The 13,532-nt window shown below is 59.5% G+C and carries 16 protein-coding genes; 10 read left to right on the top strand and 6 right to left on the bottom strand.

The window, feature by feature from the left end:
• Positions 1 to 351: 351 nt before the first annotated feature.
• A protein-coding gene (locus QMG80_RS21305) for an IS3 family transposase (protein WP_102938234.1) occupies positions 352 to 1,532 on the top strand; the annotation gives its coding sequence in 2 pieces (ribosomal slippage) (positions 352 to 616 and positions 616 to 1,532; 1,182 coding nt in all).
• Positions 1,533 to 1,901: 369 nt separating this feature from the next.
• Here the strand turns inward: QMG80_RS21305 and QMG80_RS21310 are convergent.
• Complete coding sequence (locus QMG80_RS21310) at positions 1,902 to 2,393, bottom strand: helix-turn-helix domain-containing protein (protein WP_158658938.1); 492 nt, start codon at positions 2,391 to 2,393, stop codon at positions 1,902 to 1,904.
• A gap of 436 nt (positions 2,394 to 2,829) precedes the next feature.
• Positions 2,830 to 3,369: a hypothetical protein gene (locus tag QMG80_RS21315; RefSeq protein ID WP_085773993.1), complete on the bottom strand. Its 540-nt coding sequence runs from the start codon at positions 3,367 to 3,369 to the stop codon at positions 2,830 to 2,832.
• Positions 3,370 to 4,993: 1,624 nt separating this feature from the next.
• Here QMG80_RS21315 and QMG80_RS21320 point away from each other — a divergent pair.
• The 4 genes from QMG80_RS21320 (at position 4,994) to QMG80_RS21335 (ending at position 8,520) form a co-directional block, all read left to right on the top strand.
• A complete protein-coding gene (locus QMG80_RS21320) occupies positions 4,994 to 5,338 on the top strand; it encodes a single-stranded DNA-binding protein (protein ID WP_085773989.1) in 345 nt (114 codons plus the stop codon).
• Between the two features lie 703 nt (positions 5,339 to 6,041).
• Positions 6,042 to 6,419: a single-stranded DNA-binding protein gene (locus tag QMG80_RS21325; protein WP_085773988.1), complete on the top strand. Its 378-nt coding sequence runs from the start codon at positions 6,042 to 6,044 to the stop codon at positions 6,417 to 6,419.
• 275 nt (positions 6,420 to 6,694) lie between these two features.
• Positions 6,695 to 7,426 (top strand): SOS response-associated peptidase, encoded by a 732-nt coding sequence (locus QMG80_RS21330; RefSeq protein WP_245300300.1) that lies wholly within the window; start codon positions 6,695 to 6,697, stop codon positions 7,424 to 7,426.
• Positions 7,427 to 8,184: 758 nt separating this feature from the next.
• Positions 8,185 to 8,520 carry a hypothetical protein gene (locus QMG80_RS21335; RefSeq protein ID WP_158658937.1) on the top strand — a complete coding sequence of 112 codons (336 nt, stop codon included), beginning with the start codon at positions 8,185 to 8,187 and terminating at the stop codon, positions 8,518 to 8,520.
• A 279-nt stretch (positions 8,521 to 8,799) separates the two neighbouring features.
• Here QMG80_RS21335 and QMG80_RS21340 read toward each other — a convergent pair whose 3' ends face one another.
• The 3 genes from QMG80_RS21340 to QMG80_RS21350 are packed head-to-tail and all read right to left on the bottom strand — an operon-like array spanning position 8,800 to position 9,837.
• A complete protein-coding gene (locus tag QMG80_RS21340) occupies positions 8,800 to 9,384 on the bottom strand; it encodes a Fic/DOC family protein (RefSeq protein ID WP_085773986.1) in 585 nt (194 codons plus the stop codon).
• On the bottom strand, positions 9,384 to 9,590 hold the full coding sequence (locus QMG80_RS21345) for a hypothetical protein (protein WP_085773985.1): 207 nt from the start codon (positions 9,588 to 9,590) through the stop codon (positions 9,384 to 9,386). Before QMG80_RS21345 ends, QMG80_RS21340 begins: the two co-directional genes overlap by 1 nt.
• Positions 9,591 to 9,648: 58 nt before the next feature.
• The gene (locus tag QMG80_RS21350) at positions 9,649 to 9,837 is read right to left on the bottom strand and encodes a DUF6290 family protein (protein ID WP_158658936.1); all 189 of its coding nucleotides are present in this window, start codon (positions 9,835 to 9,837) and stop codon (positions 9,649 to 9,651) included.
• Between the two features lie 100 nt (positions 9,838 to 9,937).
• Here QMG80_RS21350 and QMG80_RS21355 point away from each other — a divergent pair, with 100 nt between their 5' ends.
• From QMG80_RS21355 to QMG80_RS21375, 5 genes are read left to right on the top strand one after another with little or no spacing between them, the layout of a single operon-like run.
• Complete coding sequence (locus tag QMG80_RS21355; RefSeq protein ID WP_158658935.1) at positions 9,938 to 10,222, top strand: multiubiquitin domain-containing protein; 285 nt, start codon at positions 9,938 to 9,940, stop codon at positions 10,220 to 10,222.
• A gap of 12 nt (positions 10,223 to 10,234) precedes the next feature.
• Positions 10,235 to 10,624, top strand: a complete 390-nt coding sequence (locus tag QMG80_RS21360; protein WP_085773983.1) for an E2/UBC family protein — start codon at positions 10,235 to 10,237, stop codon at positions 10,622 to 10,624.
• Complete coding sequence (locus tag QMG80_RS21365; protein WP_085773982.1) at positions 10,621 to 12,009, top strand: HesA/MoeB/ThiF family protein; 1,389 nt, start codon at positions 10,621 to 10,623, stop codon at positions 12,007 to 12,009. Before QMG80_RS21360 ends, QMG80_RS21365 begins: the two co-directional genes overlap by 4 nt.
• The gene (locus tag QMG80_RS21370) at positions 12,006 to 12,341 is read left to right on the top strand and encodes a ubiquitination-like system serine protease family protein (RefSeq protein ID WP_085773981.1); all 336 of its coding nucleotides are present in this window, start codon (positions 12,006 to 12,008) and stop codon (positions 12,339 to 12,341) included. Before QMG80_RS21365 ends, QMG80_RS21370 begins: the two co-directional genes overlap by 4 nt.
• On the top strand, positions 12,338 to 13,237 hold the full coding sequence (locus QMG80_RS21375; RefSeq protein ID WP_085773980.1) for an SDH family Clp fold serine proteinase: 900 nt from the start codon (positions 12,338 to 12,340) through the stop codon (positions 13,235 to 13,237). Before QMG80_RS21370 ends, QMG80_RS21375 begins: the two co-directional genes overlap by 4 nt.
• On the opposite strand, the gene QMG80_RS21620 is transcribed toward QMG80_RS21375, so the two are convergent.
• Positions 13,230 to 13,436 carry an HU family DNA-binding protein gene (locus QMG80_RS21620; RefSeq protein ID WP_245300299.1) on the bottom strand — a complete coding sequence of 69 codons (207 nt, stop codon included), beginning with the start codon at positions 13,434 to 13,436 and terminating at the stop codon, positions 13,230 to 13,232. The genes QMG80_RS21375 and QMG80_RS21620 overlap by 8 nt on opposite strands.
• Positions 13,437 to 13,532 lie beyond the last annotated feature (96 nt).

Consider the following 13,532-nt stretch of genomic DNA (forward strand, 5'->3'; position numbering starts at 1 on the left):
GCGGTATTAATGATAATATCGCGGTATTGGGTGGAATTGTCAATTTGCATTTTCAAGCGGAACTGGCCCTTGAACGGTTTCAATAGGTTCCTGCATGGGCGCATTGGGCGCTGCAAAAATGTAGGCGTCCTTAGGCCCGATGCTCGCGCCAGTTGTCGATTGGCAGTTCAATCCGGGACTCGGGACGTATGGTCCGATTTGCGGCATCTCATGTGGGACTATTTTTGACCGAGTCTCATTTGAGATGCCTTTTGGCTTGGGCCGTCAAGCGAACACGGTTTCCTTTGATACACCCCCAATGAACAGGTCCACCCTGAGGTATGTCTTCGGACATGAGAAGGAGGGACCGCAATGCCGAGGAAGCGTCACAAGCCTGAGGAGATCGTCGCCAAGCTGCGACAGGCTGACGTGTTGATTTCGCGAGGGAAGCCCGTCGCGGACGCGGTGCGGGCGATCGGGGTGACCGAGGTCACGTATTACCGGTGGCGCCAGGAGTTTGGCGGGCTGAAGACGGATCAAGTGAAACGGATGAAGGAGCTCGAGGCGGAGAACACTCGGCTGCGTCGCGCCGTCTCCGATCTGACCCTGGATAAGATGATCCTGGCCGAGGCCGCCAAGGGAAACTTCTAGGCCCCGCGCGTCGCCGCGCCTGCATCAATCACGTTCGATCCAAGTTGCAACTGTCCGAGCGCCGGGTGTGCCGTGTGCTCGGGCAGCATCGTTCGACCCAGCGCCGCATTGCACAGGGGCGAGAGGACGAGGAGCAGCTGACCGCCGACATTGTCGAACTCGCTCGCCACTATGGCCGCTATGGCTATCGAAAGATCGCGGAGCTGTTGCGAACGCAGGCGGGCTGGATCGTCAATGACAAGCGGGTCGAGCGCATTTGGCGACGCGAGGGGCTGAAGGTTCCCGCCAAACAACCCAAGAGAGGCCAGCTGTGGCTCGCCGATGGATCATGCCTGCGTCTGCGGGCTGAGCGGCGCAATCACGTCTGGTCCTACGACTTCGTCGAGGATCGCACCCATGACGGGAGGAAATACCGGATGCTGAACATAGTTGATGAGTTCACGCATGAATGCATCGCCATTCGCATCGACCGGAGGCTGAAATCCGTCGATGTCATCGACGTGCTCTCGGACCTGTTCATCCTGCGCGGCGTTCCCACGCACATTCGTTCCGACAACGGGCCCGAGTTCGTCGCCAAGGCTCTGCAGGAGTGGATCGCCGCCGTCGGCGCGAAAACCGCCTACATCACGCCAGGCAGCCCGTGGGAGAATGGCTTCATCGAGAGCTTCAACGCCCGCCTGCGCGACGAGTTGCTCGACGGAGAAATCTTCTACTCTCTCGCCGAAGCGCGGATCATCATCGAGAGCTGGCGGCGGCACTACAACACCGTCCGCCCGCATGTATCGCTGGCCTACAAGCCGCCAGCGCCAGAGGTCTTCGTGCCCGCAATGGCCGCGCGGGCGGCTGCGCAACCCCAACAAGCTCCGCCGCCCGCGCTAGCTCCCAGGCCCACGATGCACTAACATTACAAATGGACCCGTCCTTGGGGGCAGATCAGCCGGCGGGTCTGGCGTCTGTCCGGATTGCGGAAAACGATCGTCACTGCGGCTGCTCAAGGGACCAAAATTGAGAATATAGATTTCAACCTTATAAATCAGCTTACGATGTGCGCTTGATAAGGCCGCTTGACCCGGGGAACTCCTCGCGGGGAGGCAGCAATCTCGTGCATGATAACGTCCTCACACCAGGCTGTCCTGGTAAACTGATATCTTGTCTGGCCGCCACGACCATCCCTTCCTCTCGACCTGAGTATGTTTCAAGCGCCGCGCGAATGCGCCGTTAAGGCTGCGCCGTAGGCGGTGCGGCCATGACCGCGCGCGCTCGTTGGCCGCCTATTGCTCTCCCACTGGCTCTACACCTAATAGCTCCCACATCCCGATGCCTAGTCGCCTCGCAATCTCAATGACAATGAGCAGCGACGGATTCGAGTCTCCCCTCAACATCAGGTATAGCTGCGGCAGCGAGACGCCGATGATTTTCGCAAATTGCTCCTTGTCCAACCCGCTATTAGCGTACTTTCTCTTCATGACCACTGACAGGTTTTTCGTCATCTGCTTCGCGGACAAATTGCGTCGGTGTCCGAGCTGGCAGTCCTCCAAGAGCTCGTAAAGAGGCGTTTTTAGCTTGGCAGAAATCTTAGCAAGCATCTCGATTGAGGGGTTCGCGGCCCGACTGCGCACATAACGAAACTGAGAGCCGGACATGCCGATCGACTCGGCAAATTCAGGCTTCGTCATTCCGCTTTCTTCAAGATGCGCGACGAGGTTCTTCGCCAGCCGTTCCAGGTGCGGAGAGGCGAGCCGATCCTCAATCGAATTCACCATCAGCCGATGATGTTCGCCCGCCGGCTTCGTTGTCTTGCGACCTCGAGACCCACCCGCTGTCCGCCTCTTAGTCATCTGATCACGTAAAGGTTAGATGATCGCCGCTTCATTCATCAGCATCGGGGATTCGTCGGCCGATTCCAAGGGCAATCTGAGGGCGAGCGCCAATTTTTAGAAAAGGTTGCCAAAATATTAGTGTCCGCGCAGCGCCCCGGCAAATGGCGCCGCGCGACTTCGGCAACCGCATTTCGACGCGAACCTGATCCTCTCGCGCAAGTTCTCCGTGAACGGTTCGCTTCAAATCATGCGGGCTGGTCGTCCGCGCCTTACCGCGCTGCGCGTTTTATCTACGCGTCTCGTGCCGTCACTCCTACCCGGAGTTCGCCCATTATAAGACGTTCTTGCTCGCGACGCGGAAACCATCCCCCTTCGCGGGTCAGTCGTCTCCATAAAAAATGTCGGTCTCTCGTAGCTCACCATCGATGCCAACCGACTTTTCCCAAATTTGGACCCCGATGTCGGAATCGTCCTCAAACAGATCGGCAAGGTAAAAGATCATCGGGCCGGACCAGCACTTGCGGGTTCGGCATTTCGCGATCGTGAAGATTTCCCCCTCCGTCTCATAGATCCCGCCGCGCGGCTGGTTCGGGTCCGTGTCTTCGACGCCCAGCAAATAAGCGTTCGCGAGTGACTCCGACCAGTGGTGGCGTATGACCAGCGAGCGATCGTCCGACGGCGATAAACGGCGCAGAGGAATCGCCTTCGCAATTCCCGCCACGTCGTCCTTGAGATTGAAGAGAGAAAAATCGCAAGCGACAACGGTCTCGTTATGCTTGAAGCTTGGCGCCGCTGACGATAGAGACACTCTCTTCCTCACGAGGCGGTAGACCTGAGGGAAATAGATTTTGAGCGGCTCACACCACACGTCTCCCCGCCGCGCCACGCGGGTGGGAAATTTCAAGATCTGATCTTCCATAAATGGCGCCTCCTATCTCTAAAGGAAAACGAGCGGATCTTCGCACAGTTAAGGCCAAGTTGCGGCAATTCCGCGGCGCGAGTCAGGCGGAGAATCTGCCAACTCTTTATAATCCGGATGGGCGCCAAAGCGCCGCGCTGAAAAGTAGCCTCATTCGCATTCCGTAAGCTTCTTCCTAATAACTTGGTGACTGAGATTGCACCCATCGGCGCCCGGCTTTGCGGTTTAGGAGAAGCCATGTTTCCGACAGCCGCCTTCCCATCCGCGCCGCGGGGGTCACAATTAGCGCGTCCCAAATCAACGTGGCTGCGGCGATCGCTGCGAGCGAAATTAGCAGCGACAGGGCTGGCGCCGTCCTCTCGGCGAGCGCGGCGTGCACGCCCGACATCACGGGCAAGTGCACCAAGTAAGCCGAAAACGACAGCTCTCCGCCCTCACGCAACGCCATCGCGGGCCGAGAGTCACCCGCGACGGCTCCCAGGCGCGACCCGCCAGCACGAAACCAAACAACACCGCGACAAGGGTTAGACTCAGCCCCGAGAATCGCCCAATCGTCAGACGTGCGAAGAGGGAGGCGACGCACGCCCAATAGAACGCCTGTCCGAGGCTCAGGGATGGCCAAAGCTTGCGGCGCGCGACCGCTTGCTCTCTCGACGTTGCGAGGCCGATTCCGATGAAAACAGGGCGTCCGGTCGTGTGCTCCAAACATAGGACCCAACAGGGCGTTCCAAGCCCGCGCCCATCGCAACAACAGTCAGGCAGACCGGCAAGGCCAGGCGGCGGGGCAAGGCGATGAGCGCTGGCGCGAACGCGTAAAATTGTCCTTCGAGCGATAGACTCCGAAAATGCGAGGCGACCAACAGATGCGGGCAAGGGGCCGGGCTCGCCGTGCAACCCGCCCAATAGAAATTCGCGAAGAACGCGAGAGCCGCGTCGAGATCGGCCCATGACGCTCGAGGGCACTCCTGCGCCAGTCGAACCGCTCCAACCACTGCGAGGGTGCCTGCGGCAGGCGCAGCGATTCTCACGAACGGCCGCGCCCAGAACGCTCGCGCGCCGAGCAGCGTGTTCCCCGCAGCCTTGACACTCATCGCCCGGACCTTCCAGTAGATCACAAAACCCGAGATCATCAAAAAACAAGTCGACGCCGACGCCGAAGGCGGGCAGGGCGAGGCTGTAGGCATTGTCCGTCTCGAGCCCATAGACCAGCCCGACATGCGAGAGCACGACCATAACCAGGGCCAGTCCGCGCAATTCGTCGATGACGCCAATTCTTCCGCTGGGTTGTGGCTTCCCTTGGATCATGGCGACCCCTTCGGGCCAGGCTCTGTTCGCGCTGCGATCGAAGCCGCCGCCGGCGTCTTCGCCCTTCGGGTCACGAGCCCTGTCGCGAGACTTTCGCGTGTGTGCTTGCGCATTTAGTCTTCCAAAAGAGTGGAGCGCCCAAGAGACTGGCCAATGCCCCAGAGCCCGACGCGCCCGAGCTGCAGCGACGGCGATGGGCCCCACCCCCCTCTGGGCACGGATGACAAAATATAATAAAATGCCCGTCATGCGAAGGCCCCGCCTCTGATAGCGGAATGCAGAGGACGGCTTGCGCAGGTCTAGGAGAACGGAAAACCTCATGCGCAGCACCAATCTGTTTATCGTGCGCGGTCACGTCGGCGCCGATGGGAAAGGCTTTGACGGCAGCAAAGTCGCAAAATTCAGCGTCGCGACGAATCGCGTCTGGGTTGACCGAGAGACCCGCGAAAGGAAAGAGGCCGTCGACTGGGTGACGCTCACGGTTCTGAACGAGAGGATCGCCAAATGGGCTCTGGAAAACATCAAGAAAGGCGATCCGGTGTACGCCGAATGTCGTGTCACGGAGCGTAGCTACCAAAAGGATGGGCAAACGGTCTACACGACCGACGTCATCGTCGGCGTCATCGATCGCCTTACGCCTTCGCAGCACACTGATGAGGAATAGGCGAGGCGACGATCGCCGTCCGGGATTTCCGACCTGTTCCGTTCGGCGCCGCTGCGGTGGAGACCGCGTAATTCCCCGCAGGCAGCACACACCGTCGGCGTGCTACGCAGATTTCATTGCGGGGCTCCGGCGCTTCCTTTCCTCCTTACGGTTGTATTTGCGCGCCGAACCGCGAATGCGGCTCCGACTGAGTTCGCCTAGATTCACCGATCAGTTCGGACGGAGATGCGGCGTCGTGAAAGGCGCAGTAGGGGCTGTGGCGACCCACTTCTCTATAGCTGGAGGAGGCTCGAAAGGCCCGCGTTCTTGCCGCGGAGGGATGCTTTCGAAGCCGCGCCGCGCGCGACTGAGTCGGTTCCGGGGCGTTCGTGATCGCGTGGTTCGTCCGGTCGTCCTGCGCGCGTCCTCGAGACGATTCCGGATCTTTCCTTGAAAAAACGCGCGCCAGTCTCTCTCACGTCTCGGGCAGCGCCCCGTTGCTCATAATGGCCAGGTCTATCGACGGCGAATCCCGCTTCGGCGCCTGCGCCGAAGAATTTTCCCCTTGCCGCTCGGCGAGCGGCAATTCCTCGCGAAACAAAATTCATCGTCACGGCCGGCGCGCGGCGCTTCGCTTGCCCGCTTCGCGGCTCCGCAGGCTTCTTGGCCGCCGAATAACGACCGCCATCGCAACGGGGACGGCCCCAAACGATGGAGAGAAAAAATGGCGCATCTTTGTGAAATGAACCAGATCGGTCACGTCGCCTCGGTCAAGAACATCGGCAAGAACCTGATCGTCAGAATCGCCTCCAACGCCAACTACAAGAACGGCGAAGGCGCTTGGGTCGAGCGCACCCACTGGAACGAACACATGATCTTCGAGCGCCAAGCCGGCTTGCTCAAATGGGCCAGCGAAAACCTCAAGCCTGGCGACCTGGTTCACGTCCGCTCTACCGCCTTCCAGAGCGAATGGGAGAAGGACGGCGAAACCCGCTACGGTCAGACGTTCGCGGTCAACGAGCTCACCCTGCTGACCGCGAAGTCGGACAAGAAGGAGAAGCAGGAGGAAACCGCGAAGTCGCGAGGTGGACGCCGTCGCTGAGGCGGCTTCTCGAGGGGGCCCTCAGGCGGCCCCCTCACAGTCGTCCCATGCCATGGGCACGATACTGCAACCAATCCGGTCTCACGTCGGTAGGCCGCGCGCCGCAAATCACACAACGAAGCCGCGCCCGAAGCAACGGAACCGCAATCGCACCGGAATGGCACGATACATCGACTCGCGCGCTCTGGCCGCAGTAGCAGCTCGCCGCGATCGCCTTCACGCCGATCGCGCGCATGTCGTTCAGGGTCATGGGCGGGCCGAAGTAGCGTGATGGCATGGACCCCCTATATTCGATTCGCCTCGACCGCGCCGCCCGGCCGTTCTACCTTGACCTCATGTGCGGCCGTTTCACACAGCAGCTCTCTTGGGCGGAGATTCATCGGCTTGCCGACTTGATCGGGCAGCCGCGCAACCTCGCGCCTCGATTTAACATCGCGCCCACAACACCGATCGAGGTCGTTCGGGCAGGGGAGGCCGGCAATGAACTTGTGCCGATGCGCTGGGGCCTCGTGCCCTCTTGGTGGAAAAAGCCGCTTGGCGAGCTTCGGTCAACGTTCAACGCGCGGGCCGAAACCGTCACTGAGAAGCCGATGTTCCGGGCGGCGTTCAAGGCGCGCCGTTGCATCATCCCAGCCTCCGGCATTTACGAATGGACCGGCAGAGCGGGGGCCAAGACGCCGCACTATTTCTTGGCGCCCTCCGGCGAGCCGCTCGCTCTCGCGGGGCTTTGGGAGCACTGGCGGGATCCGGAAAGCGACGCAAGCTTCGACTCGGCGACGATCATCGTCGGCGCGGCGAGCAAATGGATGAGCAGCTTTCACGATCGAATGCCGATCATCCTCGAATGGAGCTCGACGCGTGAGTGGTTGCGCGGCGCCAATCCCGTAGCGCACTTGCACCCGGCTCCCGACGACGCCCTGCGGGAGTGGGTCGTGTCGACTCGCGTCAACAGGACAGGCTTTAGAGATGAAGATCAAACGCTTATTGACCCGATAAACGGCACTTAATTTTGCTGACGAGCAGGTCAGCTTCTATGGACCGCAAACTATTGAAGCTGCGGCATGATTTCGGTTCTGCGAAGAAGCCGCATCTTGCAAAAATCGCGACTTGAGCGACTTATACTTTAGCTAGCCTCTCTTATTCGTGGGGCGGCCATTCAATGCTGCAGGCGTAGCATAAGGCACTGTGGTTGACGTCTAACCGGCCCGGCACCGGGCGCGAAGGACATTTTCCGCAGCGTTGCGCTGCCGCCTTCCTTGAAGGATTGTCGTGGTCATCGCCAGGGAAGCGTTGTCTTTTCGCCCGGAATCATTAAGTGCTTGGAGACCGGATTCGCTGAGGGAAATTTTCGCCATCTACGTTGTGGAAGACGAGAAATATCGTCGTTGCTACCGATCCCTTGAAGATAGGTTTCCCTTCGCGAACCAGTCCCGCAGCAGAGAGAATCGCTTGCCGTCACCGCAAATCCATCATTCGGTCTTACTGACATGTCAGTAATCCGTTCATCCTGAGAGGTCTAATGCGCCATATCGTCCGCCCTTTCAAAATTGAATTCAAAAGCCGCTCCTCCAGATCAACGCCTATGCGCTCGCCGACGGGCGGCGACGTTGGTAAAGACAGAGCGACACCGGCGCTTAAGAACGCTGACGTTTTCTTGGCAGGCGGTCCCGGCCGCACGAAGGTCCCCGAAGCCGCGATGAAGGCCGCTCAAGCTGTCTTCCGTCGAACCTCGTCATTGGCTCCGGCGCCTGAGGCGATCCCGGCATTGAACGTTCCCGTGGGTCGGGTGCTGCCGAGTCTCATCGAAAACGGCGGCGTTTTGGCGGTCCGGCCGGCGGTAGTCGATCAAAAGGCAGCTCGCAGCCGCGCGGCGAGGAAGGCCAAGGCCGGCTCTCCCGCTCGGCCAAGCAGGTCGCCCGTGCCGCCGGAATACGGCGTGGTGCTTGATCAGCCTATCCAAGTGGCGACGAAAATCGTGCCGGAGACGCCGACCGCTGCCCTCGATTGGGAGCGCAGATCGGCCCGCAAGCGCCGCCTTCTCGACGCCGAACTCAAGGCCGGCGAGAAGTGGAAGCGGCGCTTATGCAAGGCCGCCCGCTGAAAAATTATCAGTAAAGCTGGCCACAACGCCTTCGCCGCCGTAGCCTACCTGCGGCGCCGCGGCGCGGATGATGTCACCCTGCGCGCAAATGCAAGAACGTGAGGAAGATCAAACGCTCATCGACCCCGTGGGAGGCACTTGACTTTTCTAGGGAGCGGGCTAACATCAAATGTGACGCAACATATTGAATGTGTTCCATAATCTCGATTATGCGAACAAGCGTTGCAGCTCCAATATTGAAATGACATCGCCCCGGAGGCCACGCCGGAGCCAGCTAAGCTAGCGCAAAAGCCTGCGCAATTCTTGTGTGAGCGGATGAAGATTTCCGGCATAACTCTCGATCATCGCGGGCAAAAACGTTTCACGCTCGACGCGCGCGAAGTCGAAGGGAAACCCTGCCCGCTCGCCGAGTACCGCGACGAATGCCAATTGACAGCGGCCATTTCCTTCTCTGAATGCGTGGATCGCGTTCAGCTCCGCCAGGAAGTTCGCAATTTCGCAAACAAATCGATTCGAGTCGCTGGTTGAAAGCGCCCCGCTCTCCCTAAGGCCGGCAAACAGGTGATCCATTGTAGCTGGAATGTTTTCGGGGAAGCAAAAGGGATTCCCGCCTTTGGAGGTCCTTACGGTGCGATACTTCCCTGCCCATCTGTAGACGTCCTGGAAGAGGTGGTAATGCACGCTCCGATAGTGCCGAGCGTCGCAATTGCCGCGCGGCAAGGGCTCATTCGCGCGTAGCGTGGTCATTTCGAGCTCGAATGACTCAAGCAGTTTCGGGTGGCGCAAACCCAGCTTGTTTTTGAGGACGTTTGTGTTTTTGTAACAATAAGGATCGTCGAAGGCGTCGTAGCCTCCAAAGGTCATCAGCGAGACTTCGCCTGGCTATAGGCTCGGATCACTTCCGTGCGCTGCTCGTCGTTCGTCAACTTCCGTTTCTTCATAGAGGCGAGACGCTTTCGGCTCGCCGCGCTCAAGCTGACGCCTTCGATCGCCGTGATCGCGGCGAAAGACTGCTCCCCGAGCACATGACCTTCGGTTGTCCCCGCAAGTCGCTTGGGTCCCTTCACCATGCCTAGCTCTCTTTGGAAGGATTGAGTGAGTCGCGGGTCACACAATTCCCCGCACCGTCTATCGATCGAGCAGCTTTCTCGCTTGCGAGATGCGGTCCTTGAGCCCCGCCTGAAACTCAGGGTCGCGCCGGCGGGTCTCGATATGAGACGAAATCGCGGCTCGGATTACGTCGGAGACGGGTAAGTTCTCGACGTTCGCGACCACCTCGAGCGCTCGTGCCTGCTCTTCAGACAGGCGGACTGTCATGGCCTTCCCTTGTTTCATGACGCTTTATTACCACCAAATCTTAGTGCTTGTCAACTGCATCGGTTGTGTGGTAGATTGGTATCAATTGATGGAGGTATCAATGAATGAACTTCAACCTCACGAAAGCGGCAACCGACGGCCAGTCGAGCATCCCACGACGTTCGACATCAAGATTGATCGCAACGCTTACAAGGTCCACGAGCGAGTCATGACAGGCGCAGAGTTGCGTGGGCTGCCAACGCCCAACATCGGGCCTGACCGTGACCTGTTCGAAGTCGTTCCCGGCGGGTCGGACCTTAAGATCGAGCTCGACGACAAAGTCGAGATGCGAAACGGCCTGCGTTTCTTCACCGCGCCGGCTCAGATCAACCCCGGGCAAAATTGAAAGGCTGACGCGATGCTCCCGGCGATCGATGAGGACCACTTGCGGGCGCGCGCACCCGACTCCGTCGTTTCTCTCGACGGCGGCATGATCTGCGTCCTGATTCCATCCTTTCCGCTGCCCGCCAATTTTACGAAGACAAATGCTGACCTCTTGCTGCGTTTGTCTCCGGGTTATCCCGATGTTCCGCCCGACATGTGGTGGTTCGAGCCCCCGGTGCTTAGGGCCGACGGGCGGCCGATCGCAGCGACAGACGTACACGAAAACTATCTCGGCCGAACTTGGCAGCGCTGGTCACGGCATCTCGCTCCAGGCCAATGGCGTTCGGGGATCGATTCACTGGAAAGTTTTCTGGCGCTAGTTCGCAAGGAGCTTGAAATGGCGGCAAAGGTGCTCGCCGCATGACGACAACGCTCGTTCTGCCCGGCGCGATAGCAGACGAAATTGCCAATGGGGCTCGCAAATCGCTCGAATGCGCGGCCGTCCTTCTAGCGCGCCGCGTCGTCGCGGCGGACGACGTTCGACTGCTGGCTCGTGGCCTGCATTGGGTGGATCCGGCCGCCTACATCGAGCAAAGCTCGGACCACATGCTCATCCGTTCCGAAGGCTATATCGGCGCGCTTGGCTACGCTGAGGCCGACGGCGCGGTGCCAATTTGGCTTCACACGCACCCCGGCGAAGAGGGTGTTCCGTTGCCCAGTCCTCACGACGAGCAGGTGGACCGAGAAATCGCCGACCTGTTCCAGCTGCGAAGTGGAAGCGGCATCTACGGGACGCTGATCGTCTCGCCGCGCGGTTCCGAGTTTGTATTCAGCGGTACTGTGCAGCATGAGGACGATAGCGCCCCATCGCCGATTGATCGCATCTGGACGGTCGGCGAACGTTGGCGTCTCTTACGAAGTTATAGTTCCGTCGCCCCATCGCTCGACGCGATTTTCGATCGCAATGTCAGGGCCTTCGGCCCGGCGATCCAGACGATCCTCGGGGACCTTCGGATCGCGATCGTGGGGACTGGCGGGACTGGATCAGCCGTTGCCGAGCAACTCGTGCGACTTGGCGTTCGGCATCTCCGGCTCGTAGACAACGATGAACTCTCTGCCAGCAACCTGACTCGTGTTTATGGCTCAACGCCGCGCGATATCGGCCGGCCAAAGATCGACGTGCTGCATGATCATCTGCAGTCGATCGCTCCCGATCTCGACTGTCACTTGGTGAGGGGGCTGGTGACCCTCCAGCCCATCGCCAAAGCAATTCGCGACTGCGATCTGGTGTTCGGGTGCACGGACGACAATGCAGGCAGGCTCATTTTGTCGCGATTGGCGACGTACTTTTTGGCACCCCTCCTAGATATGGGAGTGCTCATTAGCAGTGACAGCGCAGGGACCCTGAGCGGCATCTACGGTCGAATAACGACGCTGGCACCCGGAGCCGCCTGTCTTGTCTGCCGGAACAGGATCGACGTGGCGCGCGCCTCGGCCGAGATGAAAACGCCGCAAGAGCGGCGACGCTTGGCCGACGAGGGCTACGCGCCCGAACTCGGCCAGGTTGAACCGGCGGTTGTCGCCTTCACAACAGCCGTCGCGGCAGCAGCTGTAAACGAGCTCCTGGACAGGTTGATCGGCTATGGCCCCTCGGACAGCCCGAACGAGACTCTCCTTCGGTTTCACGAACGCGAAATCTCCACCAATCGCGCCGTACCGCGCGACGCGCATTACTGCCATCCTGGGCAAGGAAAGTGGGGCGCGGGCGATGAAGAACCGTTTCTTGGACAGTTGTGGGGGGCGCTATGAGGATTTCTTGGTGGAAATGGCTCCCATTCCAGCGTTGGCGCATCATAGGCCAGACGGAATCAGCCGACGAAATTCCCGACCGGCTTCCACGCAACGGCGTGGCGTTGGTCGGCGAAACTGAGCGCCCGAAATGGATCGTGTTCGACTGTCCTTGCCGCACGGGACATCGAATCATGCTAAACGCGGACCCCGGCCGGAATCCTCGCTGGACGTTGAATAGAGTCAAACCGCTGACCATTTCACCAAGTATCGATTTTCGAGCCAACCAACGCCACTGCCATTACATCATTCGCAGCGGCCAGATCGAATGGACCGAGGATAATGACCGATGACGGAAACAAGAGACGTCAACGCTGAACCGCAACCGATCGCCGCACCGCCTCAGCGAGTGATCGAGAAAACGCCGATGTTCACCGCGATGAACGCTGCACGCTATCAGCGTCAAAGTCTCATCCGAGACATCGAGATCAACCGCCCGAGGCTGCTGTGTTACGTAGCGGGCAACAAAGCCCCAGTCGATCGGATTGACACGACGGGCTTCGTCGACATGTTGCACAACGTCACACCGGGCGATCCGATCGACCTGATGCTTCATACGCCCGGAGGCGATGTAGACGCTGCTGAAAAGCTAATTTCATTGGTTCGCAACGCCACCGGAGAAGATGGTCAGTTGCGCGTCATCGTACCGGACTATGCGAAGAGCGCGGGTACGCTCATGGCGCTGGGTGCCAACTCTATCCTTATGAGCGACTCCTCTGAGTTGGGGCCGATTGATCCGCAGGTCGTACTGAAAGACGGCAACGGCAACGATATGAATCACTCGGTTCTGACCTATCTCAACGCCTATGAGGAAGCCGCGGAAGCCCTCCGCGAGAAGCCCGACGATCCAGCTAACCGCATCACCTTCGAGAAGTTCGATCCGACCGTCGTGCGCAAATTCAAATCTGTTCGCCAGCGGGCCCGACTTTTTGCTGAGAACCTCTTGAAGCGGCGCGGTGCTAACTTTTCGAAGATCGCGAGCAAACTGATGGACATCGACATATTTCCTTCGCACGGTCAAATGATCGGATGGGAGGCTGCCAGGGAGGATATCGGCCTCCCCGTCGAGTATCTGCCGCCGACTGATTCGATCTGGCGCAAATATTGGTCGCTTTATTGCCACCTCCGCCTCGCGATAGAGAGCGAACAGCGGATCTTCGAGTCGAACTATGTCTCGCTGATCATGTAGGTGTCGTCGCCCAGGGAATGGCATTGGTTTGCAAACGGAGGGGGTTTCGCAATAATGCCGGCTCTCGAGGGCTGTTACGAGGATTGAGCCGGACTCTCCGGGTGCCGACTACCGTAGGCTCTCTAGTCCTTGGGTCCCGCCCAGGACGCTCATTCTTTGCTCGGATGAGGAATGTGCCGAAGCCGCGCTCGCCGGGCAAAATGCGTCGCTGATTTAACTGAGGACCGCGTCAACGAATTTTGCCGCTTCAGCTCTCGAAGGACCCGGTAGTCGGTCGTAAATCGCAGCTTGGAGA

Source organism: Methylocystis bryophila, assembly GCF_027925445.1.
In the GTDB taxonomy this organism is placed as follows: domain Bacteria; phylum Pseudomonadota; class Alphaproteobacteria; order Rhizobiales; family Beijerinckiaceae; genus Methylocystis; species Methylocystis bryophila.

Excerpts from the sequence above, each read along its gene's own strand:
- QMG80_RS21310 (WP_158658938.1), bottom strand. The coding sequence starts at position 2,393 with ATGGTGAATTCGATTGAGGATCGGCTCGCCTCTCCGCACCTGGAACGG.
- QMG80_RS21315 (WP_085773993.1), bottom strand. The coding sequence starts at position 3,369 with ATGGAAGATCAGATCTTGAAATTTCCCACCCGCGTGGCGCGGCGGGGA.
- QMG80_RS21320 (WP_085773989.1), top strand. The coding sequence starts at position 4,994 with ATGCGCAGCACCAATCTGTTTATCGTGCGCGGTCACGTCGGCGCCGAT.
- QMG80_RS21325 (WP_085773988.1), top strand. The coding sequence starts at position 6,042 with ATGGCGCATCTTTGTGAAATGAACCAGATCGGTCACGTCGCCTCGGTC.
- QMG80_RS21330 (WP_245300300.1), top strand. The coding sequence starts at position 6,695 with ATGGACCCCCTATATTCGATTCGCCTCGACCGCGCCGCCCGGCCGTTC.
- QMG80_RS21340 (WP_085773986.1), bottom strand. The coding sequence starts at position 9,384 with ATGACCTTTGGAGGCTACGACGCCTTCGACGATCCTTATTGTTACAAA.
- QMG80_RS21345 (WP_085773985.1), bottom strand. The coding sequence starts at position 9,590 with ATGGTGAAGGGACCCAAGCGACTTGCGGGGACAACCGAAGGTCATGTG.
- QMG80_RS21350 (WP_158658936.1), bottom strand. The coding sequence starts at position 9,837 with ATGACAGTCCGCCTGTCTGAAGAGCAGGCACGAGCGCTCGAGGTGGTC.
- QMG80_RS21355 (WP_158658935.1), top strand. The coding sequence starts at position 9,938 with ATGAATGAACTTCAACCTCACGAAAGCGGCAACCGACGGCCAGTCGAG.
- QMG80_RS21360 (WP_085773983.1), top strand. The coding sequence starts at position 10,235 with ATGCTCCCGGCGATCGATGAGGACCACTTGCGGGCGCGCGCACCCGAC.
- QMG80_RS21365 (WP_085773982.1), top strand. The coding sequence starts at position 10,621 with ATGACGACAACGCTCGTTCTGCCCGGCGCGATAGCAGACGAAATTGCC.
- QMG80_RS21370 (WP_085773981.1), top strand. The coding sequence starts at position 12,006 with ATGAGGATTTCTTGGTGGAAATGGCTCCCATTCCAGCGTTGGCGCATC.
- QMG80_RS21375 (WP_085773980.1), top strand. The coding sequence starts at position 12,338 with ATGACGGAAACAAGAGACGTCAACGCTGAACCGCAACCGATCGCCGCA.